Source organism: Hydrogenophaga bisanensis, assembly GCF_042665135.1.
Lineage (GTDB): Bacteria > Pseudomonadota > Gammaproteobacteria > Burkholderiales > Burkholderiaceae_C > Hydrogenophaga > Hydrogenophaga bisanensis.
This window is the reverse complement of the sequence record NZ_JBHTBX010000005.1, coordinates 260,438-282,199: the sequence shown is the minus strand read 5'-3', so window position 1 is coordinate 282,199 and position 21,762 is coordinate 260,438. Positions and strand designations below refer to the sequence as shown.

Annotated in this window: 22 protein-coding genes; 5 read left to right on the top strand and 17 right to left on the bottom strand. The window is 65.8% G+C overall.

Translation table 11 applies throughout. The features are described 5' to 3' along the window. Positions 1–36: 36 nt before the first annotated feature. Entirely contained in the window at positions 37–774 is a 738-nt protein-coding gene (gene queC, locus ACFQNJ_RS09855; protein WP_382256601.1) for a 7-cyano-7-deazaguanine synthase QueC, read from the top strand. A 12-nt stretch (positions 775–786) separates the two neighbouring features. Here queC and ACFQNJ_RS09850 read toward each other — a convergent pair whose 3' ends face one another. From ACFQNJ_RS09850 to gspG, 13 genes are all read right to left on the bottom strand, one after another. Then, positions 787–2,583 (bottom strand): ABC transporter ATP-binding protein/permease, encoded by a 1,797-nt coding sequence (locus tag ACFQNJ_RS09850; protein ID WP_382256598.1) that lies wholly within the window; start codon positions 2,581–2,583, stop codon positions 787–789. A 9-nt stretch (positions 2,584–2,592) separates the two neighbouring features. Next, positions 2,593–3,489 (bottom strand): 5'-nucleotidase, encoded by an 897-nt coding sequence (locus tag ACFQNJ_RS09845; protein ID WP_374640035.1) that lies wholly within the window; start codon positions 3,487–3,489, stop codon positions 2,593–2,595. A gap of 19 nt (positions 3,490–3,508) precedes the next feature. Then, positions 3,509–4,738 (bottom strand): type II secretion system inner membrane protein GspF, encoded by a 1,230-nt coding sequence (gspF, locus tag ACFQNJ_RS09840; RefSeq protein WP_382256596.1) that lies wholly within the window; start codon positions 4,736–4,738, stop codon positions 3,509–3,511. Between the two features lie 17 nt (positions 4,739–4,755). Beyond that, positions 4,756–6,201, bottom strand: coding sequence for a type II secretion system ATPase GspE (gene gspE / locus ACFQNJ_RS09835; RefSeq protein ID WP_382256593.1), 1,446 nt, complete (start codon positions 6,199–6,201; stop codon positions 4,756–4,758). 2 nt (positions 6,202–6,203) lie between these two features. Next, the gene (gene gspD, locus ACFQNJ_RS09830; protein WP_382256677.1) at positions 6,204–8,282 is read right to left on the bottom strand and encodes a type II secretion system secretin GspD; all 2,079 of its coding nucleotides are present in this window, start codon (positions 8,280–8,282) and stop codon (positions 6,204–6,206) included. A gap of 123 nt (positions 8,283–8,405) precedes the next feature. After that, positions 8,406–9,200: a type II secretion system protein N gene (gene gspN / locus ACFQNJ_RS09825; protein ID WP_382256590.1), complete on the bottom strand. Its 795-nt coding sequence runs from the start codon at positions 9,198–9,200 to the stop codon at positions 8,406–8,408. Positions 9,201–9,202: 2 nt separating this feature from the next. Then, complete coding sequence (gspM, locus tag ACFQNJ_RS09820; protein WP_382256587.1) at positions 9,203–9,715, bottom strand: type II secretion system protein GspM; 513 nt, start codon at positions 9,713–9,715, stop codon at positions 9,203–9,205. Between the two features lie 6 nt (positions 9,716–9,721). Next, on the bottom strand, positions 9,722–10,954 hold the full coding sequence (gspL, locus tag ACFQNJ_RS09815; RefSeq protein ID WP_382256585.1) for a type II secretion system protein GspL: 1,233 nt from the start codon (positions 10,952–10,954) through the stop codon (positions 9,722–9,724). Between the two features lie 94 nt (positions 10,955–11,048). Next, positions 11,049–12,077 carry a type II secretion system minor pseudopilin GspK gene (gene gspK, locus ACFQNJ_RS09810; protein WP_382256582.1) on the bottom strand — a complete coding sequence of 343 codons (1,029 nt, stop codon included), beginning with the start codon at positions 12,075–12,077 and terminating at the stop codon, positions 11,049–11,051. Then, positions 12,074–12,781: a PulJ/GspJ family protein gene (locus tag ACFQNJ_RS09805; RefSeq protein WP_382256579.1), complete on the bottom strand. Its 708-nt coding sequence runs from the start codon at positions 12,779–12,781 to the stop codon at positions 12,074–12,076. Before ACFQNJ_RS09805 ends, gspK begins: the two co-directional genes overlap by 4 nt. Continuing rightward, positions 12,781–13,158, bottom strand: a complete 378-nt coding sequence (gene gspI / locus ACFQNJ_RS09800; protein WP_382256577.1) for a type II secretion system minor pseudopilin GspI — start codon at positions 13,156–13,158, stop codon at positions 12,781–12,783. Before gspI ends, ACFQNJ_RS09805 begins: the two co-directional genes overlap by 1 nt. Beyond that, the gene (locus ACFQNJ_RS09795) at positions 13,158–13,634 is read right to left on the bottom strand and encodes a prepilin-type N-terminal cleavage/methylation domain-containing protein (protein WP_382256575.1); all 477 of its coding nucleotides are present in this window, start codon (positions 13,632–13,634) and stop codon (positions 13,158–13,160) included. The genes gspI and ACFQNJ_RS09795 overlap by 1 nt, the downstream gene beginning before the upstream one ends. Before the next feature lie 17 nt (positions 13,635–13,651). Then, positions 13,652–14,107 carry a type II secretion system major pseudopilin GspG gene (gene gspG / locus ACFQNJ_RS09790; protein WP_374640173.1) on the bottom strand — a complete coding sequence of 152 codons (456 nt, stop codon included), beginning with the start codon at positions 14,105–14,107 and terminating at the stop codon, positions 13,652–13,654. Between the two features lie 113 nt (positions 14,108–14,220). Between gspG and ACFQNJ_RS09785 the strand changes: the two genes are divergently transcribed. Continuing rightward, complete coding sequence (locus ACFQNJ_RS09785; RefSeq protein ID WP_382256573.1) at positions 14,221–14,712, top strand: type II secretion system protein N; 492 nt, start codon at positions 14,221–14,223, stop codon at positions 14,710–14,712. Positions 14,713–14,717: 5 nt separating this feature from the next. Here the strand turns inward: ACFQNJ_RS09785 and ACFQNJ_RS09780 are convergent, their stop codons facing one another. Together ACFQNJ_RS09780 and ilvA are read right to left on the bottom strand one after the other, a co-directional pair. Continuing rightward, positions 14,718–15,776: a nicotinate-nucleotide--dimethylbenzimidazole phosphoribosyltransferase gene (locus ACFQNJ_RS09780; RefSeq protein WP_382256570.1), complete on the bottom strand. Its 1,059-nt coding sequence runs from the start codon at positions 15,774–15,776 to the stop codon at positions 14,718–14,720. A gap of 11 nt (positions 15,777–15,787) precedes the next feature. After that, positions 15,788–17,386, bottom strand: coding sequence for a threonine ammonia-lyase, biosynthetic (gene ilvA / locus ACFQNJ_RS09775; protein ID WP_382256568.1), 1,599 nt, complete (start codon positions 17,384–17,386; stop codon positions 15,788–15,790). A gap of 252 nt (positions 17,387–17,638) precedes the next feature. Between ilvA and ACFQNJ_RS09770 the strand changes: the two genes are divergently transcribed. After that, positions 17,639–18,088: an OsmC family protein gene (locus tag ACFQNJ_RS09770; protein ID WP_374640049.1), complete on the top strand. Its 450-nt coding sequence runs from the start codon at positions 17,639–17,641 to the stop codon at positions 18,086–18,088. 8 nt (positions 18,089–18,096) lie between these two features. Here the strand turns inward: ACFQNJ_RS09770 and coq7 are convergent, their stop codons facing one another. Beyond that, the gene (gene coq7, locus ACFQNJ_RS09765; RefSeq protein WP_382256566.1) at positions 18,097–18,732 is read right to left on the bottom strand and encodes a 2-polyprenyl-3-methyl-6-methoxy-1,4-benzoquinone monooxygenase; all 636 of its coding nucleotides are present in this window, start codon (positions 18,730–18,732) and stop codon (positions 18,097–18,099) included. Positions 18,733–19,005: 273 nt separating this feature from the next. On the opposite strand from coq7, the gene ACFQNJ_RS09760 reads away from it, so the two are divergent. After that, entirely contained in the window at positions 19,006–19,935 is a 930-nt protein-coding gene (locus ACFQNJ_RS09760; RefSeq protein WP_382256563.1) for a porin, read from the top strand. A 287-nt stretch (positions 19,936–20,222) separates the two neighbouring features. Continuing rightward, positions 20,223–21,140: a porin gene (locus ACFQNJ_RS09755; protein ID WP_374640053.1), complete on the top strand. Its 918-nt coding sequence runs from the start codon at positions 20,223–20,225 to the stop codon at positions 21,138–21,140. Between the two features lie 73 nt (positions 21,141–21,213). Here ACFQNJ_RS09755 and ACFQNJ_RS09750 read toward each other — a convergent pair whose 3' ends face one another. Next, positions 21,214–21,618, bottom strand: a complete 405-nt coding sequence (locus tag ACFQNJ_RS09750; protein WP_382256561.1) for a ComEA family DNA-binding protein — start codon at positions 21,616–21,618, stop codon at positions 21,214–21,216. Positions 21,619–21,762: the final 144 nt, after the last annotated feature.

The window sequence follows — 21,762 nt, the reverse complement described above, 5'->3', positions numbered from 1 at the left end:
GTCCATGCCACGATCATGGCGCGCTACCATCGCGCCATGATCACTTCCCCTGTCCATTCCCGCGCCCTGGTGCTGTTCTCCGGCGGCCAGGATTCCACCACCTGTCTGGCCCATGCCCTGCAGCGCTACGCCTATGTCGAGACCATCGGCTTCGACTACGGCCAGCGGCATCGTGTCGAACTCCAGGCGCGTGAGGCGGTGCTGGCCGAACTGCGGCAGCGCTTTGCCGCCTGGTCGCTTCGGCTGGGCGAAGACCATCTGCTGGATGTCGGCGTGCTGGGTCAGGTCAGCGAAACCTCGCTGACCCGCGACACGGCTTTTGCCATGGAAGCCAGCGGCCTGCCCAATACCTTTGTGCCCGGTCGCAATCTGCTGTTTCTCACTTTGGCGGCGGCAATGGCCTATCGGCGCGGATTGAGCGTGATCGTCACCGGCGTCTGCGAGACCGATTTCTCAGGCTACCCAGACTGCCGGGACGACAGCATGAAGGCCATGCAGATAGCCTTGTCGCTGGGCATGGACCATCGCTTCCTGATCGACACACCGCTGATGTGGATCGACAAGGCGCAGACGTGGCAACTCGCCTGCGATCTGGGCGAGGCCAGTGGCGTGGCCGGCGGTGGTCAGGCACTGGTGGATCTGATCGTCGAACACAGCCACACCTGCTACCTGGGTGATCGCGAGCACCGGCATGCATGGGGCTATGGCTGCGGACAGTGCCCCGCCTGTGAATTGCGCGCCGCGGGCTGGCAGCGCTGGCGCGCCGGTTCCTGAGTCTGCGCTGATTCAGGTCTGGGGTCGTACCCGCCAGGCCGGCCGGTCACCCCCCGCCAGAAATCCCGACTCGGGCTCCATGACCCATGCGCTGCGGTGGAAATCTGCCACGCTGGGCCGATGGGCAATGGACACCAGCGCGCCACCGCGCTCGCTCACCATGGACTGCATGCGGCTGTACAGGACGCGTTCGGCCGTCTCGTCCAGCGCGCTCGTGGCCTCATCCACGAACAACCAGCGCGGCCTCTTGAGCAGCACCCGGGCGATGGCCAGACGCTGCTGTTCGCCACCGGAGAGTTTCTGTCCCCAGGCGTCGGCCCGGTCCAGCTCATCGCCCAGGTGGGGCAGCAGGGCGTCGCTCAGGGCCTCTCTCAGCTGTGCGTCACTGAACCGGTTGGCGGGCATGGGATAGGCCAGTGCATCTCGCAGCGGGCCATTCGGAAAGTACGGCCGCTGGGGCAGAAACATGACATCGTCGTCATCACCGGCCGGCGCTTGCACCTGCCCACGCGCCCAAGGCCAGATGCCCGACAGCACCCGCAACAGGGTTGACTTGCCGCTGCCCGAAGGGCCTCTGAGCAGAATCCGGTCACCCGGTGCGACCGTCAAGGCGTCGGTGGCCATCAGGGGTGTTCCGGTGGGCAGCGAGACCTGCAGCGGGCTGGTGTGCCATTGCCCTTCTGCGCGGGTCGATCGCTCCTGATGCGCCTGCCCGCCCTCATCGGCAATGCGGGCAAAGCTGGCTTCGAAGCCCGTGATCCGGTCGGTGGTGGCGCGCCAGCTGGCCAGCCGGTCGTAGTTGTCCACGAACCAGGACAGCGAATCCTGCACCCGACCGAACGCCGAGGCAATCTGCATCAGCTCGCCGAGCTGGATGGCTCCGCTGAAGAATCGAGGTGCCGCCACGATGAAGGGGAAGACCACGGCGGCTTGTCCGAAGCCGGTGGTGAACCAGGTCAGGCGCTTTTGCGCGCGGATCAGGCGCAGGTAGTTTGCCAGCACCTCGGAAAACCGAAGACCGGTCTGCTGGCGTTCCACCGGTTCCCCTCGGTCCAGTGCGATGGACTCGCTGTACTCACGCACCCGCACCAGGTGGTGGCGGAAATCGGCCTCACGACGCTGCTGTTCGTAGTTCAGGGCGATCAGCGGGCGACCGATGTAGTGGGTGGCCACGCTGCCCAGTACGCAATAGACCACAGCCATCCAGACCATGAAGCCCGGGATCGCAATGGTCTGGCCGTTCCAGTCGAAGGCAAAACTGCCCGATAGCGACCAGAGGATGCCGACAAAACTCACCAGGGTCACCAGCGCGTTGAGCAGTCCCATGGACAGGCTGACCGAATAGCTCGTGAACAGGTTCATGTCCTCGGCAATCCGCTGGTCCGGGTTGTCCGGCGGCGCGTCGCCTTCCCGGGCGAAGCGGGTGATCTCCATCCGGTAGAAGGCCTTGTCGGCCAGCCAGCGGTCCAGGTAGTGGCCGGTCATCCAGGCCCGCCAGCGCATCTCCAGCAACTGGGTCAGGTAGAACCGGTAGACTGCAATGACGATGAAGCCGAAGGCCAGCCAGGTGAACCGTCCCAGTTCGCGCCAGAACACCGGTGCGTCCTTGTTTTGCAGGGCGTCGTAGAACACGCGGTTCCACTCGTTGATCAGCACCAGCATGTACACCGCCGCCAGGTTCAGGACCACGATGGCGGCCAGCAGGCCCCGTGCTTTCCATTTCTCCTGCGAGTTGAAGTACGGCAGGGCCAGGTGCCCCACCTTGCGCGCAAACTGGCCAAAGCTGCGGAACTTCTCGATCAGCGTCATGGCAGAACCTCAGCGGTTGGAAATGCCCGCTGCCACATGGCCGGCTGGCACGTGTTCGGCAGCCGACTCAATGTGGCCTGTCTGGTCGTCAAAGAAGAAATCGGGTTCGAACTCGCGCAGGAACGGACCCTTGGGCAGGCCCCCGAGAAACATGGCCTCATCCACCGCAATGCCCCAGTCCATCAGCGTGCGGATGGCCCGCTCATGCGCCGGGGCGCTGCGCGCGGTGACCAGGGCCGTGCGCACGCGCATCTGGCTCGTGCCCTCGGTCTGCAGGCGGTGCAAGGCCTCCAGCAGCGGCTTGAACGGGCCTCCCGGCAGGGGCAGCGCTGCCTTGCTGGCTTCATGGGCCTGGAAGGCGTTGAGCCCCTCGGCCTGATAGACCCGCTCGGCCTCGTCAGAGAACAGCACCGCGTCTCCGTCAAAGGCAATGCGCACCTCGTGCGGGTGCGCATCGGTGGCTCGCGCCGAGTGCGGGTACACCTGGGCGGCCGGCACACCGGCATCCAGCGCGGCGCGCACGTCCGACAGGTGGGCCGACAGGAACAGGTTGGCCTGCAGGGGCCTGAGATAACGCCACGGGGACTGACCCCGGGTGAACGCCCCGCGCTCGATCGGCAGTCCGTAATGCTGGGCCGAGCGGAACACCCGCATCCCGGAGACCGGGTCGTTGCGCGAGAGGATTACCACCTCCACCCTGCGCGCCAGCGCATCGTTGAAGGCCAGCAGCTTGCGCACCAGCGAGAAGGCCACACCGGGTGGTGCGGGCAACTCCAGCCGGTCCAGTTGCAATTTCATGTAGTCCTGGTCGTTGCCGGTCTCGAACACCCGGTTCTCTTCCTCGAAGTCGAACAGCGCCCGGGATGAGATGGCGACGACCAGTTGCCCGTTCAGATTGACCGCCATGGGTGATGTCCTGTGTGGATCAGGTGACGAGTTGATTGAGCTGCATGATGGGCAAAAGCACCGCCAGCACGATCAGCATGACGACCACGCCCATGGCCACGATCAGCAAGGGCTCCAGCACCGTGGCCAGATGCATGGCCCTTCGCTGCACTTCGGCCGATAGCTGCTCGGCGGCACGCTGCAGCATGGTGGGCAGCTGGCCCGTCTGTTCGCCCAGCCGCGCGAACATGGCGACCAGTGGCGGAAAGCGCTTCTTGCTGCCGATGGCCGAGGCCAGCGGTGCACCCTCGCGCACCAGCACCAGCGCGTCGAGGGCGTCTGCCCGCATGGCCTGGTTGGACAGCGTTTCGGCCGCGGTCTGCAGGGCCTTGAGGATCGGAACACCCGATGACGCCAGCATGGCGAGCGTGCCGCAGAACCGGGCCGCGTTGTAGCCGCGGGCGAGGCGACCCGCCAGCGGCAGTCGCAGCCAGGCGGCGTCCATGCGCAGCCTCAGGTCAGGTTGGCGCCTCGCAAAGATCACGCCACCAGTCAGCAGCACCAAAGCCCCCAGCATCAACCAGCCATGGGCGCGTACCCCATCGCTGATGCCCATCATGATCACCGTCAGCAGCGGCAGCGCACGCTGACTGCCCGAGAAAACGCTGGCCACCTGTGGCACCACATAGGTGACCAGAAACACCACGATGATGACCGCGATCGCACTGACGATGGCCGGGTACAGCGAGGCGGCGATCAGCTTGTTGCGCAGGTTCTCGCGGGCCTCCAGGTCGTCGGCCAGCCGCTCCAGCACCCTGCCGAGCTGGCCGCTTTGTTCGCCCGCTGCGATGACGGCCACATAGGTGGCAGAGAATTCGCGCGGATGCTGGGCCAGCGCGCGCGCGAACGCCGAGCCCGCGTTGACCTCCGACCGCAGCGAGGCCACCAGCGCCCTCTGGTCTGGCTTCTCGGCTTCCTCGGCCAGGGCCGCGAGGGCCCGCTCCAGAGGCAGACCGGCGGCCACCAGCCCGGCCAGCTGGCGGGTCCACACCGCCAGCAAGGTGGCGTTGAAGACACGGCCACCCCAAAGGGTCAGGTTCCAGCCCGCACGGGCCTGGGTTCCGGCGCCGGTCGTGGCAGGCTCCACCGACAAGGGGATCAGCGCACGCGTGCGCAGCAGGCTGCGCGCAGCCTTGGCCGAATCGGCGTCAATCACCCCTTTGTGCGAGGCACCCTGCGCGTCCAGGGCTTCGAAGGCGTAGGCGGGCATGGTCGGTTCCTGACGGGTCAGTCTCTCGTCACGCTCATGACTTCGGCCAGGGAGGTGATGCCTTCGTCGATCAGTCGTTGCCCGTCGGCACGCATGAGCCGGGTGCCTGCGGCAAGCGCGGTGGCCGCGATCTCGGCTTCGGCTGCCCGGTTGTGGACCAGTGCACGGATCTGCTCGTCGGCCACCAACAATTCGTAGATGCCGGTCCGGCCCCGGTAGCCGGTCTGGTTGCAGTGTGCACAACCCACGGGATGCCAGCGGCCTTCCCCGTCCTGGCGTCGGCAGTGCGGGCAAAGGCGCCTGACCAGCCGCTGTGCCAGGACCCCCAGCAAGGAGCTCGACAGCAGAAAGGGCTCCACGCCCATGTCGGTCAGGCGCGTGACGGCACTGGCTGCGTCGTTGGTGTGCAGGGTGGCCAGCACCAGGTGACCTGTGAGGGAGGCCTGGATCGCAATCTGGGCCGTCTCGTAGTCGCGGATCTCACCGATCATGATCACATCCGGGTCCTGGCGCAGGATGGCGCGCAGGGCCTTGGCAAAGGTCAGCTCGATCTTCGCATTGACCTGCGTCTGGCCGATGCCCGGCAGCTCATATTCGATCGGGTCCTCGACCGTCATGATGTTGAGCGATCCCGCATCCAGCCGCTGCAGGGCCGCATACAGCGTGGTGGTCTTGCCCGACCCGGTGGGACCCGTCACCAGAATGATGCCGTGCGGCTGCGCGATCAGCCCCTCGAAGCGGCTGAGCACATCCCCCTGCATCCCCACCGCCTCCAGCGTCAGACGGCTTTCGCTCTTGTCCAGCAGGCGCAGCACGGCGCGCTCACCATGGGCGCTGGGCAGGGTCGAGACCCGCACGTCCACCGCCCGCGTGCCGATGCGCAAGCTGATGCGGCCATCCTGGGGCAGGCGCTTTTCCGAGATGTCCAGCTCGGCCATGATCTTCAGGCGCGAGATCAGCGCGGCGTGCAGCGCCCGGTTGGGCTGCACCACCTCGCGCAAGGTACCGTCGACCCGGAAACGCACACTCGAATGCCGCTCGTACGGTTCGATGTGAATATCGCTGGCACCATCGCGCGCCGCCTGGGTCAGCAGCGCATTGAGCATGCGGATGATCGGGGCGTCATCCGAGGTTTCCAGCAGGTCCTCGATCGCCGGCAGCTCCTGCATCATGCGCGTCAGGTCTGCGTCGCTTTGCACCTCGCTGACCACCGCGGCAGCGCTCGATTCGTCCTGTGAATAGGCGGCGCTGATGCGCTGCGCCAGCTCGTCGGCCGGCAGCCAGTGCACCTGCTGCACGGCATGCCGGCGCTGGATCTCGGTCAGGGCCGAGAGCCGGCGCTGCTGTTCGTCGGACGAAGCGGCCGGGGTCGAACAGCCGGTCAGCGTCAGCTGCTGGCCGTCATCTTCCAGCAACCACAGGTGCTCGCGCGCAAATGCGTAGGGCAGGGGATGTCGTGCCATGGTCAGCGCTGCGGCGTGTTCGCCGGCTTCTGCGGCAGCGTCGTCGAATCCGGCATCACGGGCGCTTCGTTGACCGGCACCAGGCGGTTGCCATCCGGCTGTGCCCGCTGCTGTACGCCGCGCATGAGCTCGTACCGGTCCAGCGACAGGTTGGCGGTGTCCCGCGCATCGCGCAGCACCACCGGGCGCAGGAACACCATCAGGTTGGTTTTCTTGCGGCTGCGGTTTTCGCTCTTGAACAGGTTGCCGAACAGCGGCACGTCGCCCAGGCCGGGCACCTTCTCCTGATTGCCGGCGTATTCGTCCTGCAGCAGGCCACCCAGCACCACGATGGCACCGTCATCGACCAGGACGGTCGATTCGATCGTCCGCTTGTTGGTGATCAGACCGGTGGTCGAATTCACCGATGACGGCTGCACACTGCTGACCTCCTGGAAGATGGTCATCTTGATGGTGCCGTTCTCGCTGATCTGCGGCTTGACTCGAAGCGTCAGACCCACGTCCTTGCGCTCGATCGTCTGGAACGGGTTGACCGCGCCATTGTTGCTGTTGTTGTTGGTGTACTGACCGGTCACGAAAGGCACGTTCTGGCCGATCACGATTTTGGCTTCCTCGTTGTCCAGGGTCAGCAGGTTGGGAGTCGAGAGGATGTTGCCTTCGCCGTTCTGCTGCAGGAAACGGGCCAGGAAACCCAGCACGTACACGCCGCCGCGGCGCTGCGCCACGCCCAGGTTGATGCCAGTGCCCGGGGCGGTGATCCCGGTGTAGTCACCCTGGGCAATCGGCAGTGTGTTGGTCAGGATGTTGTTGCCACCGGTGCCGAAGTTGGTACCCAGGATGCCAACGGTGTTGTCGCCAAAGTTGCCCAGCGGGCCCTGCCACTGGATGCCGAATTCGGCTGCCTTGTCGGCATTTACCTCGGCAATCAGGCTCTCCACATACACCTGCGCACGCCGCGAGTCGAGTTGGTCGATCACCGCGCGCAGTTGCCGGTACTGCGGCTCGGGTGCGGTGATGATCAGGGCATTGGTGGCCGGGTCGGCCTGGATCTGGCCGCCGGTTGATGGTTGTCCGCTCTGGGCCACGGCCGCGTTCGCGCGGTCCGACGAGCCGGCAGCAGCCCCTGCGGCAGCGCTGGTGTTGACCGAACCCCTTGTCGGGGTACTCGCCGTGGTGGCGGCACTGGTACTGGCACTGCCTTCACCGGCCATGGCCGCGCGCAGCGTGGTGGCCAGCGCCGTGGCGTCGGCGTTCTTCAGGTAGACCACGTGGATGTTGCCCGCGGCCCGGTCTGAGCTCGGCCTGTCGAGCCGCGTGATCAACGATCGCACCAGCGCCAGTCGTGCCGGGTTGGCTGCGCGGATGATCACGCTGTTGCTGCGCGGCTCGGCGATGATCGACGTGCGGTAAGAGGTGTCGGCCGCTTGCCCGGCCGCAGGGACACCCGCCGCGGTTCCGCCCTCGGCCAGACGGGTCACGATCGGCACGATGTCCACCGCCAGCGCATGCTCCAGCGGCACGATGTCCACATCGGTGGCACCCGCCACATCGAGCGCGGCGACGATGCGCCCGATGCGCTGCAGGTTGTCGGCGTAGTCGGTGATGACCAGCGAGTTGTTGCCCGGGTTGACATTGATGGTGTTGTTCGGTCCGATCAGGGGCCGCAGCACCGGCACCAGGTTGTTGGCCGCCTCGTGGTTCAGCCGGAAGATCTGCGTGACGATCTGGTTGGACTGGGCCCGCGTCACCCCCTCACCGGCGCTCACCACATTGCCTTGCAGCTTGGCATCCGCCTCGGGCACGATCTTGTAAAGACCGTTGGTGTCGACCAGGGTGAAACCCTGCAGGCGCAAGGCCGCTGCAAACTGGTTGAGCGCAGCGTCAGGCGGCACCGGGCGGTCGGTGGAAATGCTGACCACGCCCTTGACCCTGGGGTCCACCACCACGTTGCGGCCGGTCAGGGTGGCCATGGTCCGGGCCACCGCCTCGATGTCGGCATTGACAAAGTTCAACGTGACCGGCTCGGTCGCCTTGCGTGCGGGTGTCTGTGCGTTGGTCAGGCCTGTCATGCCCGCCAGCATCAGCGCCAGGACAGACACCCGCCAGCGAATGCCGTGATCACGCGCTCGGCGTGCTGCCGTGTTCTGTTTGTCAAACTTGTCCATGCTTTGATCCTATCCCTTGTCCTGGTGCGACGGTCCCGGTCAGCCCAGGTTGATGATCGAGCGCGAGCCTTGGCGTCGACCGATGATGTTGAGCAGGTTGGCCAGTGCGGCTTCACGGTTGGGTGATGCCCAGGCCTCGCCCCGAAAGCGCAACCGTCCTCCCACCCACTGGCCGGTGCCCTGGATCTGCAGGTCACCGCGCAGTGTCGACAGGCCAATCTCGGTGGCGCCGCCATCCTCTCCTGAGCGAACGTCGATCTGGTAGCTGCCCAGTGGTCGCAGCGTGGCCATGCGCGATGAAAGATCCTGGGCCCGAACCGTCACCTGGCCATCCACCACCAGGCGTCCCCGGGCCAGCGCCACCGACAATCCGGGTGTCTCGATGTCCATGCGTCCTTCCAGGCCCAGGGTGTTCCAGGGGGTACCCAGTCCAGCCAGCAACTCCGTGGGCCAGCGCAGGGATCCGGCCTTCCAGCGCAGCTCCCTCAGGCCCCAACCCAGTCGAAACTCCAGCTGAAGCGGCTCGGCCGTGCAGCAGCTGGCGGTGAGACTCAGGCTGGCCAGAGGACTCAGTCCAGGACGCAGCCGCCATGAGATGCCACCGGGCAGCGAGGCACGGGTCCGACTGTCCTCACCTCCGCTGAGCACCACGTCCGCACGTCCGTTCCAGAGCGTGCCGCTGGCATTGACCAGCTGTACATGAGACCGGGTCATCGACGCCACGGGCCCGGCCAGCCATCGCGCGGGCAGGAACAGCAGGGTGGCCGCCAGCGCACCGGCCAGGGCAGCACCCATGGACCAACGCCGCAGGCTTTGGGAGAGGCGAGCGCTCATCGTCACTCTCCCAGACCCGGACCAGCCAGTGTCACGGTCCCGCTCCAGCCACTCCCTTGCCACCGGAGGTCAGCGCCTGTCGGCACCACACGCGCCACCCGGCGCCACTGGTCCAGGCTGCGGGCCAACACCTGCGGCGCAACGCCCTCCATGCGGATCACGGCCTGGGATCCCGAGAGGCTCAGCTGGGCGCCGCTGCCCAAGCCCTGGACTGAATCCTGCAGCAGGCGTGTGGTCGTGTTGCGGTCGGGGGCGCTGCCACTGCGCTCCTGCTCGATGGCCTGCGCCTGTGCGGCCAGGGCCTGCATGCGGCTGAGTTGTCCATCCAGCTTCTCGTGTTTCGCGGGGGCTTCACGGAGTGCTTTCCAGGCGGGGGACAGACCCAGAGCCCAGATCAACCCGAGCGACACTGTCCAGAGGGCGACGGCCACCATCAACTGCTCGCGAGGGGCCAGCGCGCTCCAGCGCGCACGAATGGCGTCAGTCACGCCCGGACGTTGTTCATTCTGGCTCATGCCGACTCAATCCTTGACCGCTTCCACACGCAGTGCCTGCGCGTCCACACGGGCATCCAGTCCTTGCGAAGCCAGTGCAGCGCGAACGGACTCCAGGGTGTCTGCCGATCCATCCCAACCTTCGAGCACCAGTGCCCGTCCGTCGTAGGTCATGCGGGTGGGTGGGGGCGCTGTGGCAGGCAGGCTGCGACCCACCGCAGCCAGCAGGGCCTCCATGTCCTGCGGACCCAAAGCGCCACTGGCGCTGCGCAGTCGACGCAGTTCCTGTTGCATCTGGACGGGGGCATCCAACACCACCGCGACCTGCGGAAAGCTCGCCCGCAGGGTTTGCTCAATGGCGGCGGCCTTGCTGGCCAGCGCCCGGCGTTCCATCCACGCGGCGGTGTTGAGCCCGCCCAGGCAGGCCAGCACCAGCACAGCCAGCCCCCATCGGGTCGGGCGCCACTGTGGCGCATTGAAGAAGGCACGCCAGTGCTGCCGCCAGCGCTGCCCCATCCGGGCACCCGATGACAGGCTCAGATCAAACTGGGCCAGATTCCAGGGACTGGCCGCACAGCGCAGGAGGTGTTCTGACAAGGACAGGGGCGCAAACCGCTGCCCCAGCCGGTCCTCGGCCAGAGCGATCACCGAAGGATCCGCCAGCCAGGTGGCGCCTGGTCGATCCCGATCACCAGGGGTCCCTGCTTCCTGCCCGGGGCCCGTCAAAGCCTGGGCGCCAACAGGGTTCTCCAGGGGCAGGAGCGAGACACCATCGGGCGTGGACGAGGCCAGCCAGGGGGTGCCAGCGGCTTGGAACGCCAGGTGCGTGGCATCTCCTTCGCCCGCCCGTCCCGGCCAGACCGCCGGAACCATGCGGCTGACAGGTCGCTGCGCGGACTCCAGCCGCTCCAGGAGGGATCGCAGCCATTGCCGGTCGCAGGCACACACCCAGGCCGTCTGGCCGGGCCGGCTGCCCGGCTCCAGCGCCAGATGGAGCTCGTTGATGTCTTGCAGGACCTTTTCTTCCAGCAGGCCGTCCAGCACCGCACGCAGGCGCTTGACCGGCACCTTGGGCAGGTTGACCCGGTGCCAGGACATGGCCAACGGCGGAATGACGAGAACCACCTCGGTATCCCGCGGCAGGAGCGAGGCCTGGGTCTGACCGTGTTCGTTGGCTGCCTGCCCGCTGGCCGACTGCACCCAGTCGAAAGGGGCGTCGGATGCGACATTCGAGGTCAGGGAGGGACTGAGGATCAGCACGGAATGGGATGGGGAGTGAGGAGGACCGGTTGCCGCATGGACGCCATTCTAGAGAGCGGATGGAACCGGAAGGTGTTACAGGAGTATGGGGCCTTCACTGACGCGCCTGCCCGGATATACGGCCAGGAGGCCGGTCCAGCCGGGAGCTGCGTTGACGCCAGCGAACGCTGACCTGCAGGCCGCTGCGGACGACCACGGACTTCTCCTCGATCACCGTATCGCCCAGCCGCAGGCGTCCGTGAATCTCGAAGTACTGGCTGCGCACGTCGTGGCGTTCACTGTTGACCGCCTCCTGCAAGCTCTCGGGCAAATACCTGCGCACATCATCCAGGCTGGTGAACGGGGTGGCCTCCCGCTGCGCGACCAGCTGGCGCGCCAGGCCGGTTTCCACCCCCTCCAGGGTCGCGGCCAGCACTTCGGCACTGGCGGTGTTCAGGTTGACGCGGGTGTTGGCGGGCAACAGGGTCACGTGAGGCGTCAGTACACGCAGGCTTTCCGGGCTGATGCCCAGCCAGGACAACTGTTCAAATCTCTGAGGCATGAGGGGTGACGGCGAGGGCTTGGCGTCTTCCTCGGCCTGGCGCATGCTGGCCAGCAGCAACTGCACCGCAGCTTCCAGTTCCTCCACAGGCAGGTTCAGGCTGGCGTACAGTCGCCGGAAGGCAGCCATGTCGGAAGGCGACAGGGTGGGCGCCTTGCCACTGCCTGCGGCGGCCAGCAGGTTGCGAAAATTCAGGCGCCCCTGCAGGTCCATGATCCGGCCGGACAGGAAGGCCTCCATCACGTCGTCAGCGTTGTTGTTGCGGTCGGCCGCCAGAAACGTGGACAGCCGCGATTCTTCCAGCGGCATGGCCCAGGGCTCCGCCAGGTGGTCGGCGTTGCCGCTGTTGCGATTGCCTCGGGCATCTTCGCGCAGGATCAGTCGCGACCAGTCCAGCGCGCCCGTCAGGATCCACGAGGCCTGGCTGCGCTGGCGCTCCGCCATTTCGATTTCGATCGATCGCCACTGCTGCCAGGCAGCGGCCGCCGCCAGCGTGGCCACCAGCGTCACAGTCAGCATGGCCAGCAGCAGCGCGGCGCCTTGCTGGCGCCAGCGCGGGGGAGTCGCGCCGCTGGGGGTCATCGACCCGCTCCCAGTGATGGACGGACCCAGTCCCGCACGATCCGGCCCGACAGGGCCTGACCTGGCGCCGGTTCGATCACCAGTCGCACTCCGTTGGGGATCTGGCCGTCCGAGGACACCACCGTTCCCGGCGTTTCATTGCCCGTGGACGACTGGGGATTGGTCCACGTTTCTCCCCGGTGGTAGAACAGTTGCCAGTTGTCCAGTCCCATCAGTCTCACGGACGTGTCGCGTGGGTCCGGATCGGTCACGGGTGAGCCACGACCCCACTGCGCCGCGCGCTGCCAGGCGCGTGCCAGGTCCGCACGCTGGTTCAACGCGGCCGATTGCCACCGCATCCACTGGGGCCCATTGGCCCCAGGCGCCGCGGTCAGTCGGGCCCAGGCCACCACCTGAACGCCCGTGCTGGTGCCTGTGGCGTCCGGGGGCGCCGTCCGGGTCATGCGCAGCACCTGCCCATCGAATTCCAGGGCGTTGAGCTCACCAGTTTCCTGCAGGGCATTCAGGTCGGTCACCCATTGCTCCAGGGCCGCCTGGCTGCTCAGCAGGGCATCCGCGTGGGTGCGCGTCAGCGTCTGGGTGCGGACCATGCCGTCGATGCCGCGCCAGCTCATGAGCGCCAGCACCGCCAGGATGGCCACCGCCACCAGCACCTCGATCAGCGTGAACCCTCCGGGGGGGCGGTGATGGCGTGCGGCATTCATCAGAACCGCCCCTGGACGGTGGCCACGCTGACCACCTGTCGTCCGTCGCCAGAGGCCACACGCGCGTCGATGCGCCTGAAGTTCGGGTTGGGGGTGGGCTGTACCGATACCGTCACAGCGAACTGACGTCCGCCTTGCTCACACGGTGACGAGCTCTCGCCGGTGGCGGGCAGCTGCCGCTGGAGCCGGAGCGCGCCGAGCGCGTTTTCGGCACAGATCTGGGCCAGCCACACTTCGCCCTGCCGCTCGGTACCCCGCATCAGCGCGCCGCTGGCCTGTACGCCGGCGGTCAGCGCGACGGCCACGATCGACAATGCCACGAGGATCTCGATCAGCGTGAAGCCCCTCGGGCGGCGGCTTGCCTGGCGTGCGGGCATCAAGGCTCTCCACCGGTCTGCAGTGCGAAGGGAGCCAGTCCGTCCGTGCCCAGGCGCAGCTGATGAGCCCCCAGGCGCAGCACGAACGACTGACGTGGCAGCAGCGGTTCAGGACCCAGCACCAGGCTGCGTTCGCCCGCGGGCTCCATCACCTGAACCTCGATGGCCGGATCGAGCCAGGGGCGGGGACCTGCCAGCGATTCGGTCGACACGCCGCGAGTGCTCACGCCGTCAAAGACAAAGCCTTTGGCATCGGGTGTCCACCGGACAGTGGCCCCCGTCGTTCTTGACTGCGCCCGGCCGGTTTCCAGCATGGCCAGCAAACGGGCTGCCTCACGCTCCAGCACAGAGGCCTGGCTGTCCCGCAGGGCGAAGCTGACCCCCGTGGTGGCCAGTGCGATGAGCGCCACGACCACCAGCAACTCCAGCAAGGTGAACCCACCGGATCTGCTCCACCGACGTGAGGGCCTTGGCATCTGCCCCGTCCCCGCGCTTATTGCCAGCTGCCGATGTCCGAATCCCGGCCTTCACCACCGGCCTTGCCGTCGGCACCAAAGGACAGCACGTCCACTTCCCCGTGCACCCCCGGATTGATGTACTGATAGGGCTGATTCCAGGGGTCCGAGGGCAGCTTGTCCAGATAGGGCCGCCAGTTGGGGGGCACGGGATTGGTGGCCGGTTTGGCCACCAGAGCGCGCAAGCCCTGCTCTGCCGTCGGATAGCGCTGGTTGTCCAGGCGATACATCTTGAGTGCCTGCATCAGGTTGCTCACATCGGTTCTTGCGGCGGTCACCCGTGCATCGTCAGCGCGGTCCAGCACATTGGGCACGATCAGGGCGGCCAGCACGCCGATGATCACCAGCACCACCATCAGCTCGATCAGCGTGAAGCCCGCCAGGCGTCGCCAGCGTGCAAGTCGTCCAGTGCGGGCAGGAAAGACAGAAGGCATTAGCAAGACAATCTCCCGGGAAGCCGGCCACAGGCGCCGGTCAAGGTTTCGGCGCGGCATCCAGGTACCGGATGTCGCGCGGCGTGACAGTGGGTGTGGATCATAATCGCCGCATGAAGTTGCAGACCTTACCCGGACGAGGAAACTGGAAGCTGTTGGCGACCAGGGCGGACCTGCGTCTTCCCATGATCGGCGCAGTAGTGACGTGGCTGCTGGCTGGGGCTGCGGTGGTCTGGTGGCTTCTGGCCTTCTCCGGGAGGGGTTCATGGCAGCCGGTGCCCGTCCTGCCGGCTCCAGCAGTGGTGGCGGACCCTGCCGCGGTGGCCAGGGCGCTGGGCTACCGTGAAAACGCCTCGCCGGTCGCTGCGCCGAGTCAGCCTTCCCCGGTGTCGCGCCTTCGCCTGCTGGGCGTGGCAGCACAGCCAGCATCTCAGGGGGCGGCGCTCCTGTCGGTGGATGGGCAGCCGCCCCGTCCGTTTCGCGTCGGTGACAAGGTGGCCGATACCTGGGTGCTCGAGAGTGTGGACCGCCAGCGCGTCCGCCTGTCGGCCAGCGATGGCGCAGGTGGGGCGGTCGAACTGACTCTCCCACCGTCGACGCCTTGAGGGCCTCAGGTGCCGGTCTGTCCCAGCTGTTCTGCTGCAAGGATGAGCGGCCAGGCCAGCAAGGCGCCAGCACCCTGTCCCAGGCGCAATTCCATGTCCAGCAGGGGCCTGTCCTGCAGATGGATCATGAGCAGGCGGTGCCCCGGGTCAACCGAGAGGTGTGAATACACCAGATAGTCAGACACCGCCGGCACCAGTCCGCGTGCGACCAGTGCCGCGGCGCCCGCGACAAAGCCATCGACCACCACCAGCCTTCCCTCGCTGGCCGCCTGGATCATGGCGCCCGCCATCATCGCCAGCTCAAAACCGCCCATGGTGATCAGCACCTCGAAGGGCCGCACCGCCTTGCGGTGGCGGGTGGCCGCCGCGAACAGTTTCTCCAGCTTGTGCCGGGCCATCTCATCGTTCAGGTCGGGATGGTGGCCGCAGGCGTCTGCCAGGGGAACGCCGCACAAACGTGAAAGCATCAGAATGGCCGATGACGTGTTGGCCACGCCCGTCTCAGCCACCAGCACGGCGTTGCCGGGCAGATGCCGCACCACATCCATGCCGGCCCGCATGGCGGCGATGGTCTGTTCGGTCGACATGGCCGATCGCAGGACCATGTTCCGGGTGCCATACGCGATCTTTCGCGACAGCAGGGGTGCGCCTGCCTCGGTCGCCGGGGCCGGTGTGAGCGGTACCGAAATGCCGGCATCCACCACGGTCAGCGCCACGCCGGCGTCCCTGGCCATCCGGTTGACGTCGGTGTTGCCCTGGACAAGGGCTTCCACCCGGTGGCGGGTGGCTTCCTGACCAAAGCGCGATACGCCCTCGTCCGCAATGCCGTGGTCCGCGGCAAACACCAGCAACTGGGGCTGCACCAGGCCCGGGCGCCGCAGGCTGTCCTTGCGCAGGACGGCGCCGATCCGGTTGGCCAGATTCGCCATGCGACCCCATTCGGGCCTGTTTGGTTGGCCGCTGGGGCTGGCCGGCAGCACCGTCGGCAAATGCAATCCGCTGGGCAGCGTCGGCGGCAAGGCCGCCGCAAGGCCATGATCCGGACCGTTGGGCGGTGCTTTCATCCTCGGGCTCCTCAGCTCTTGAGAAACAGACGGTAGGCCGGGTTGTGGGTTTCTTCCACGTACGGGTACCCCAGCGTGTCCAGGAACCGCTGGAACGCCTTGTCGTCCTTGGGGGGGACCTGAAGGCCGACCAGGATGCGGCCATAGTCTGCGCCCTGGTTGCGGTAGTGGAACAGGCTTATGTTCCAACCAGGCCGCATCAGGCTCAGGAACTTGAGCAACGCTCCCGGCCGCTCGGGGAACACAAAGCGCAACAGGCGTTCATCTTGGGCCAGGGGCGAATGGCCGCCCACCATGTGCCTCAGGTGCTCCTTGGCCAGTTCATCGTGCGTCAGGTCCAGGGCCTCGAAGCCGTGGCGGTTGAAGCTGGCTGCGATCTTGCCGGACTCGCCCTTGCCATGGGTCGTCAGGCCCACGAACACATGGGCCAGTTCGGCGCTGCCAATGCGGTAGTTGAATTCGGTGACATTGCGCGGTCCGCCCGGCAAGGTGCCGATCACCTCCAGGAAGCGCTTGAAGCTGCCCCGTTCTTCCGGAATCGTGACCGCCAGAAGGGCCTCGCGCTCTTCACCCACCTCGGCGCGCTCGGCCACGAAGCGCAGGCGGTCGAAGTTCATGTTGGCGCCGCACAGGATGGCCGCGTAGGTTTCGCCCCGGGTCTTGCGGCTGGCCACGTACTTCTTGATGGCGGCCACCGCCAGGGCGCCCGCGGGCTCCACCACGCTGCGGGTGTCCACAAACACGTCCTTGATGGCGGCGCAGACGGCGTCGGTATCCACCTCGATGAAGTCGTCCACCAGGTCACTGGCGATGCGGAAGGTTTCCTCCCCCACCAGCTTCACGGCGGTGCCGTCGGAGAACAGGCCCACATCCGGCAAGCTCACCCGCTCGCCGGCCTGCACCGATCGCATCATGGCGTCCGAGTCGTTCATCTGGACGCCGATCACCTTGATTTCGGGGCGTACGGCCTTGATGTAGTTGGCCACCCCGGCAATCAGGCCGCCACCGCCGATGGCCACGAACACCGCATCCAGCCGACCCGATCCTCCCAGACCCTGCAACTGGCGCAAAATTTCCATGGCGATCGTCCCTTGGCCGGCGATCACGTCCGGATCGTCGAACGGATGGACGAAGGTCAGCCCCTCCTTCTTCTGCAGGGTCAGGGCATGACCATAGGCATCGGAGTAGCTGTCCCCATGCAACACCACCTCGCCACCGAAGCCCTTGACCGCATCGATCTTGACCTGCGGCGTCGTGACCGGCATGACGACCACCGCCCGCGACCCCAGCTTGTGAGCCCCCAGCGCCACGCCCTGGGCGTGATTGCCGGCTGAGGCACAGATCACGCCCCGCTTCAGCTGCTCCGGCGTCAGGTGCGCCAGCTTGTTGTACGCACCCCGCAGCTTGAAGCTGAACACCGGTTGCTGGTCCTCCCGCTTGAGCAGCACGGTGTTGTGCAAACGCCGGCTCAGGTGGCGCGCGACCTCCAGTGGTGACTCCCTGGCCACGTCGTAGACGCGGGCGGTCAGGATCTTCTTGAGGTAGTCGGCCGGCTGAAGAGACGTGACGGGCGACGGAGCAATCGTGGACTTGGATGGGCTTCTGGGCATGGCGGTTCCTCGATACCGATCATAAGGGGCGGCCCTCACAAGCACCGCCAGGGCGCAGCGGGGCGAAAAAAAACCCGGACACGCAGGGCGGGTCCGGGCCTGAATCCACCCGTGGAGGGTAGAGGAGACAACCTTCAATACAATGGCTGCATTGTAGCGTGCTCATGCTGCAATGCAACACATTCGGGGTGATCCCTGCTCCCTTTTAGAGAGCTGCCCCCAACTTCCGGACTTTTTCCACAACGCACCACTATGGAATGCACCGTCACCTGGACCGGCGCCGCCGGCACCCGTTCATCCATGGGATTTGTCGCCGAAACCGGCAGCGGGCATGTGCTGACCATGGATGGTGCGCCCGACGCCAACAAGCCCGAGAATGGCGGTGCCAACCTGGCGCCGCGGCCCATGGAGACCGTTCTGGCGGGCACGGGCGGATGCACCGCCTACGATGTGGTGCTGATCCTCAAGCGGGGCCGGCACGATGTGCGTGGCTGCTCGGTCAAGCTCACCAGCGAGCGTGCCGAGACCGATCCCAAGGTCTTCACCCGCATCCACATGCATTTCACCGTCACGGGCAAGGGCATTCCCCCGGCGGCCGTCGAGCGAGCCATTGCCATGAGCCACGAAAAATACTGCTCCGCCAGCATCATGCTGGCCAAGACCGCCGACATCACCACCAGCTTCGATCTGGTGGAGGCCTGAGAGCCCGCTCAGATCCGGTGGGCCACCGTGGTCATGACTTTGGCCGCCGCGCGCATCAGGCCTTTGACCGGAGCCGGCAATTCCGCTCCCCCGGCCCGCTGGGCTTCGCGCGCATGGCGCGCCTCGTCGTCTTTCATCTGGGCCACGATCGCGCGTGAGGCCTGATCACCGGCGGGCAGACGGTCCAGGTGGCCGTCCAGATGGGCCTCCACCTGTCGCTCGGTTTCGATCACGAAGCCCAGACTCGCGGCTTTGCCCATCCGTCCCGCCACCCAGCCCAGGCCGAAGGCGCCGGCGTACCACAGGGGGTTGAGCAGGGACGGGCGCGCGCCCAGGTCGTTCAGCCGCTGACGCGTCCAGGCCAGGTGATCGGTCTCTTCGCGGCCGGCGGCTTCCAGGTGGCGGGCCAAGGCCAGGTCCGGCTGCGGGGACTGGCGTGCCGCCAGGGCCTGTCCGGCATAGAGCGCCTGGGCGCAGACCTCGCCCACGTGGTTGACCCGCATCAGGGCGCCTGACAGGGCTTTGTCCTCGGAAGAGAGGGGGTGATCCGGCGTCTCCGGCAGAGTGGGGCAAACCCGTGTGGCGCGTGGTTGCGCGAACAGGGTGCGCAACGCATCATCGGCGGCGGCAATCAGATGGTCCATGAGATTCTCCGGGGCGGGTGGCGGATGAGACTTTGGATGGTATTTCAACGGATCTAGGGATAACCCTGTCAGTCCAAAGAAAGCAAAACTTTGGCGTCTTTTCGGGTGTTTGCCCGGTATGTTGTGGGGGTGCGACAAATGCGAACAAAACGCGCCGAAAGTTTTGCATACCTGCGCTCGTTCTGGTGCAATGGCTTTCAGCTTCCCGCAACGGAGGTTGGCTCGGGGGCGCTAGACCCGCAGCCTCTTTATCAACCTTGGAGAACTTTCAACATGAAAAAGACCCTGATTGCCCTGGCAGCCCTGGCTTCCACCGCTGCCTTCGCCCAATCTTCCGTGACCCTGTACGGCGTGGCTGACGCTTCCCTGTCCAAGGTGACCGACAAGTCCGCGGCTCTGTCCAGCGCTGGCGCCATGAACAACGGCACCAGCCGTTGGGGCGTGCGTGGCACCGAGGACCTCGGCGGTGGCCTGAAGGCTGGCTTCAACTTCGAGCAAGGCCTGAGCCTGAATGACGGCACGCTGGCCAAGTCGGGTGCTGGTGAATTCGGCCGCGCTGCCTGGATGAACCTGTCCGGCGGTTTCGGTGAAGTCCGTCTGGGCCGCACCCTGAACCCCTCGTTCTACGCTGCTGCCGCTTGGGAACTGACCGGCGCTGCCAACTACTCCGTCGTGGTGAGCCAGTTCGGCGCCGTGCTGGGTGGCATCCGCAACTCCAGCCAGATTGCTTACACCTCCCCCAACATGGGCGGTTTCAGCGCCACCGTGGGCTACGTGCTCAAGGGCAACAGCGCCAACGAAAAGGCCAAGGTTGACCTGAACGCCATCTACGCCAACGGCCCGCTGGCTGTTGCTCTGGGCTACAACAAGGTCCAGGACGCCGAGAAGAACGTGCACGTTGGCGCACGTTACAACTTCGGCATGTTCACCCTGGCCGGTGGCTACATGGATCCCGCTGGCGACGCCAAGGGCTTCTCCATCGGTGGTGCTGTGAAGGCTGGCCCGGTCGATCTGGTGCTGGACATCGCTCGCGACACCGAAGCCAAGGACACCGACCTGCTGGTTGAAGTCAAGTACCCGCTGAGCAAGCGCACCTTCAGCTACGTCGCTCTGCTGCGCGACGGCAAGAAGAAGGCCGGTGCTCTGGGCGCTGCTGGCGACGACGTGACCGGTCTTGGCATCGGTATCCGCCACAACTTCTGATGCAGCCACCGGGTTTGTCCCGGTCTGACGCGATCATGAGGCAAAACCCGCTGCTCACGCAGCGGGTTTTTTTTTGCTGCTCCATCGCATCAGGCTGGCGCCGAGCTGACGCGCGATGCACCAAAGAGGAGATTTGTTGCGATCAAGCTACAAAAAATCCTGCTTGTCATCACCATTTCAGGGAAAACCCTTGATTCTGGGCTTGTGCCGTTTAGGATGGCATGGTGATTTTGTTTCACCAGTCTGTCTCCTATTGCGGGGCAGCACCAACTTCAAGGAACCCTGTCATGAAGAAAACCCTGATCGCACTGGCCGCAGTGGCCGTTTCCGGCGCCGCCATGGCCCAATCCTCCGTGACCCTGTACGGTATCGCCGACGTGGTCATCCACAAGGACAAGGGCGAAAGCGCCAAGATGTCTTCGGGCGGCGTGAGCACCAGCCGCTGGGGTATCAAGGGCAGCGAAGACCTGGGCGGCGGCCTGAAGGCCAACTTCAACTTCGAGCAAGGCCTGAACCTGACCGACGGCTCCCTGCGTGGTGATGGCTTCAACCGCCAAGCCTTCGTCGGCTTCAGCGGTGGCTTCGGTGAAGTCAAGCTGGGCAAGATGTGGAACGCCTACGACGACATCGTCGGTGCCACCAGCCCCCTGTTCGACGCAGGCGCCCTGACGACCAACAACATCGCTCCCAGCTATGTTCTCGAAGCTGGCAACCCGAACAACGCTGTGTACTACGCTACGCCCTCCTTTGGTGGCTTCAGCGGTGCTGTGAGCACGACGTTCAAGACCGGTGCGACCAACGCCCGCGTGAACGCCTTCCACGTCAAGTACGAAGGTGGTCCGGTGTTCGTGGGTGTTGCTTACGAACAGCAGAAGGACGACACCGGCGATCTGGCCAAGCTGACCCGCGTCAGCGGTTCGTATGACTTCGGCGCTGCCAAGCTGTTGGCTTCCTACGGCCAGGTCAAGGACGTGAGCAAGGACTTCACCCTGGGTGTGGACGTGCCTCTGTCCTCCGCTCTGGTGCTGTCTGCTGGCCTGACCCGCGTGGACGTCGATGGCGAAGACGGCAACCCGACCCGCTTCGGCATGGCCGTGAACTACGCCCTGTCCAAGCGCACCAGCGTGTACACCGGCTTCAACAAGGACAACAAGGACGCTGGCGACTGGAGCCGCGTTGCTGTTGGCGTGAAGCACACCTTCTGATGACCCTGGGATGACCGTGAGGTCATCCGGTTCTTCAAGGTTGAAAGCCACCGGTGAAAGCCGGTGGCTTTTTTCATTTCTGGGCCCGGCCGTCGGCACCGGTACGTTGCCGGGGCCATTCGACCAGCATGGAGCCGCCTGGGAACGGGTCCGGGGGCAAGGTGGCAGGTTTCCTGGGTGCGATGGCCACCGGTGGCGATGCACCGGTGCCAAAGCGCTGGCCATTGACGGTCAGGCCACTTTCCGACATGCGCTGTGCCTTCTTCTCGCCGATCCCGGGGATCCGCTGAATGAAGTCCTGCCAGCTGTCAAAGCGCTTGAGCTGACGCTGGGTGATGATCTTTCGGGCCGTGCTGGGGCCAATGCCCTTGATGCTGTCCAGATCCAGCTCGGTGGCGTGGTTGATGTCCACGGCAGCCCATGCCTGACACAGGCTCATGAGCAGCACGACCAGGGTCACTCCTGTGCGGCGAAGCATTCTGTTTCCTCCTTGTGATGTGTGCGGTAACAGCCACTCTCTGCGGGATGGTGCACCGGGGAGACTAATCCCACCACAGGTGTCAGGGAATCCTGAAACAGGGGACGAAAGGGGAGACACAAGAGACTGGCTCCTCCCTTGCGT

Excerpts from the sequence above, each read along its gene's own strand:
- queC (WP_382256601.1), top strand. The coding sequence starts at position 37 with ATGATCACTTCCCCTGTCCATTCCCGCGCCCTGGTGCTGTTCTCCGGC.
- ACFQNJ_RS09780 (WP_382256570.1), bottom strand. The coding sequence starts at position 15,776 with ATGAAAGCACCGCCCAACGGTCCGGATCATGGCCTTGCGGCGGCCTTG.
- ACFQNJ_RS09785 (WP_382256573.1), top strand. The coding sequence starts at position 14,221 with ATGAAGTTGCAGACCTTACCCGGACGAGGAAACTGGAAGCTGTTGGCG.
- gspK (WP_382256582.1), bottom strand. The coding sequence starts at position 12,077 with ATGACCCCCAGCGGCGCGACTCCCCCGCGCTGGCGCCAGCAAGGCGCC.
- ACFQNJ_RS09770 (WP_374640049.1), top strand. The coding sequence starts at position 17,639 with ATGGAATGCACCGTCACCTGGACCGGCGCCGCCGGCACCCGTTCATCC.
- gspN (WP_382256590.1), bottom strand. The coding sequence starts at position 9,200 with ATGAGCGCTCGCCTCTCCCAAAGCCTGCGGCGTTGGTCCATGGGTGCT.
- gspG (WP_374640173.1), bottom strand. The coding sequence starts at position 14,107 with ATGCCTTCTGTCTTTCCTGCCCGCACTGGACGACTTGCACGCTGGCGA.
- gspD (WP_382256677.1), bottom strand. The coding sequence starts at position 8,282 with ATGCTGGCGGGCATGACAGGCCTGACCAACGCACAGACACCCGCACGC.
- ACFQNJ_RS09760 (WP_382256563.1), top strand. The coding sequence starts at position 19,006 with ATGAAAAAGACCCTGATTGCCCTGGCAGCCCTGGCTTCCACCGCTGCC.
- ACFQNJ_RS09805 (WP_382256579.1), bottom strand. The coding sequence starts at position 12,781 with ATGAATGCCGCACGCCATCACCGCCCCCCCGGAGGGTTCACGCTGATC.
- gspI (WP_382256577.1), bottom strand. The coding sequence starts at position 13,158 with ATGCCCGCACGCCAGGCAAGCCGCCGCCCGAGGGGCTTCACGCTGATC.
- ACFQNJ_RS09755 (WP_374640053.1), top strand. The coding sequence starts at position 20,223 with ATGAAGAAAACCCTGATCGCACTGGCCGCAGTGGCCGTTTCCGGCGCC.
- gspE (WP_382256593.1), bottom strand. The coding sequence starts at position 6,201 with ATGGCACGACATCCCCTGCCCTACGCATTTGCGCGCGAGCACCTGTGG.
- coq7 (WP_382256566.1), bottom strand. The coding sequence starts at position 18,732 with ATGGACCATCTGATTGCCGCCGCCGATGATGCGTTGCGCACCCTGTTC.
- ACFQNJ_RS09850 (WP_382256598.1), bottom strand. The coding sequence starts at position 2,583 with ATGACGCTGATCGAGAAGTTCCGCAGCTTTGGCCAGTTTGCGCGCAAG.
- ACFQNJ_RS09845 (WP_374640035.1), bottom strand. The coding sequence starts at position 3,489 with ATGGCGGTCAATCTGAACGGGCAACTGGTCGTCGCCATCTCATCCCGG.
- ilvA (WP_382256568.1), bottom strand. The coding sequence starts at position 17,386 with ATGCCCAGAAGCCCATCCAAGTCCACGATTGCTCCGTCGCCCGTCACG.
- gspM (WP_382256587.1), bottom strand. The coding sequence starts at position 9,715 with ATGAGCCAGAATGAACAACGTCCGGGCGTGACTGACGCCATTCGTGCG.
- ACFQNJ_RS09795 (WP_382256575.1), bottom strand. The coding sequence starts at position 13,634 with ATGCCAAGGCCCTCACGTCGGTGGAGCAGATCCGGTGGGTTCACCTTG.
- ACFQNJ_RS09750 (WP_382256561.1), bottom strand. The coding sequence starts at position 21,618 with ATGCTTCGCCGCACAGGAGTGACCCTGGTCGTGCTGCTCATGAGCCTG.
- gspF (WP_382256596.1), bottom strand. The coding sequence starts at position 4,738 with ATGCCCGCCTACGCCTTCGAAGCCCTGGACGCGCAGGGTGCCTCGCAC.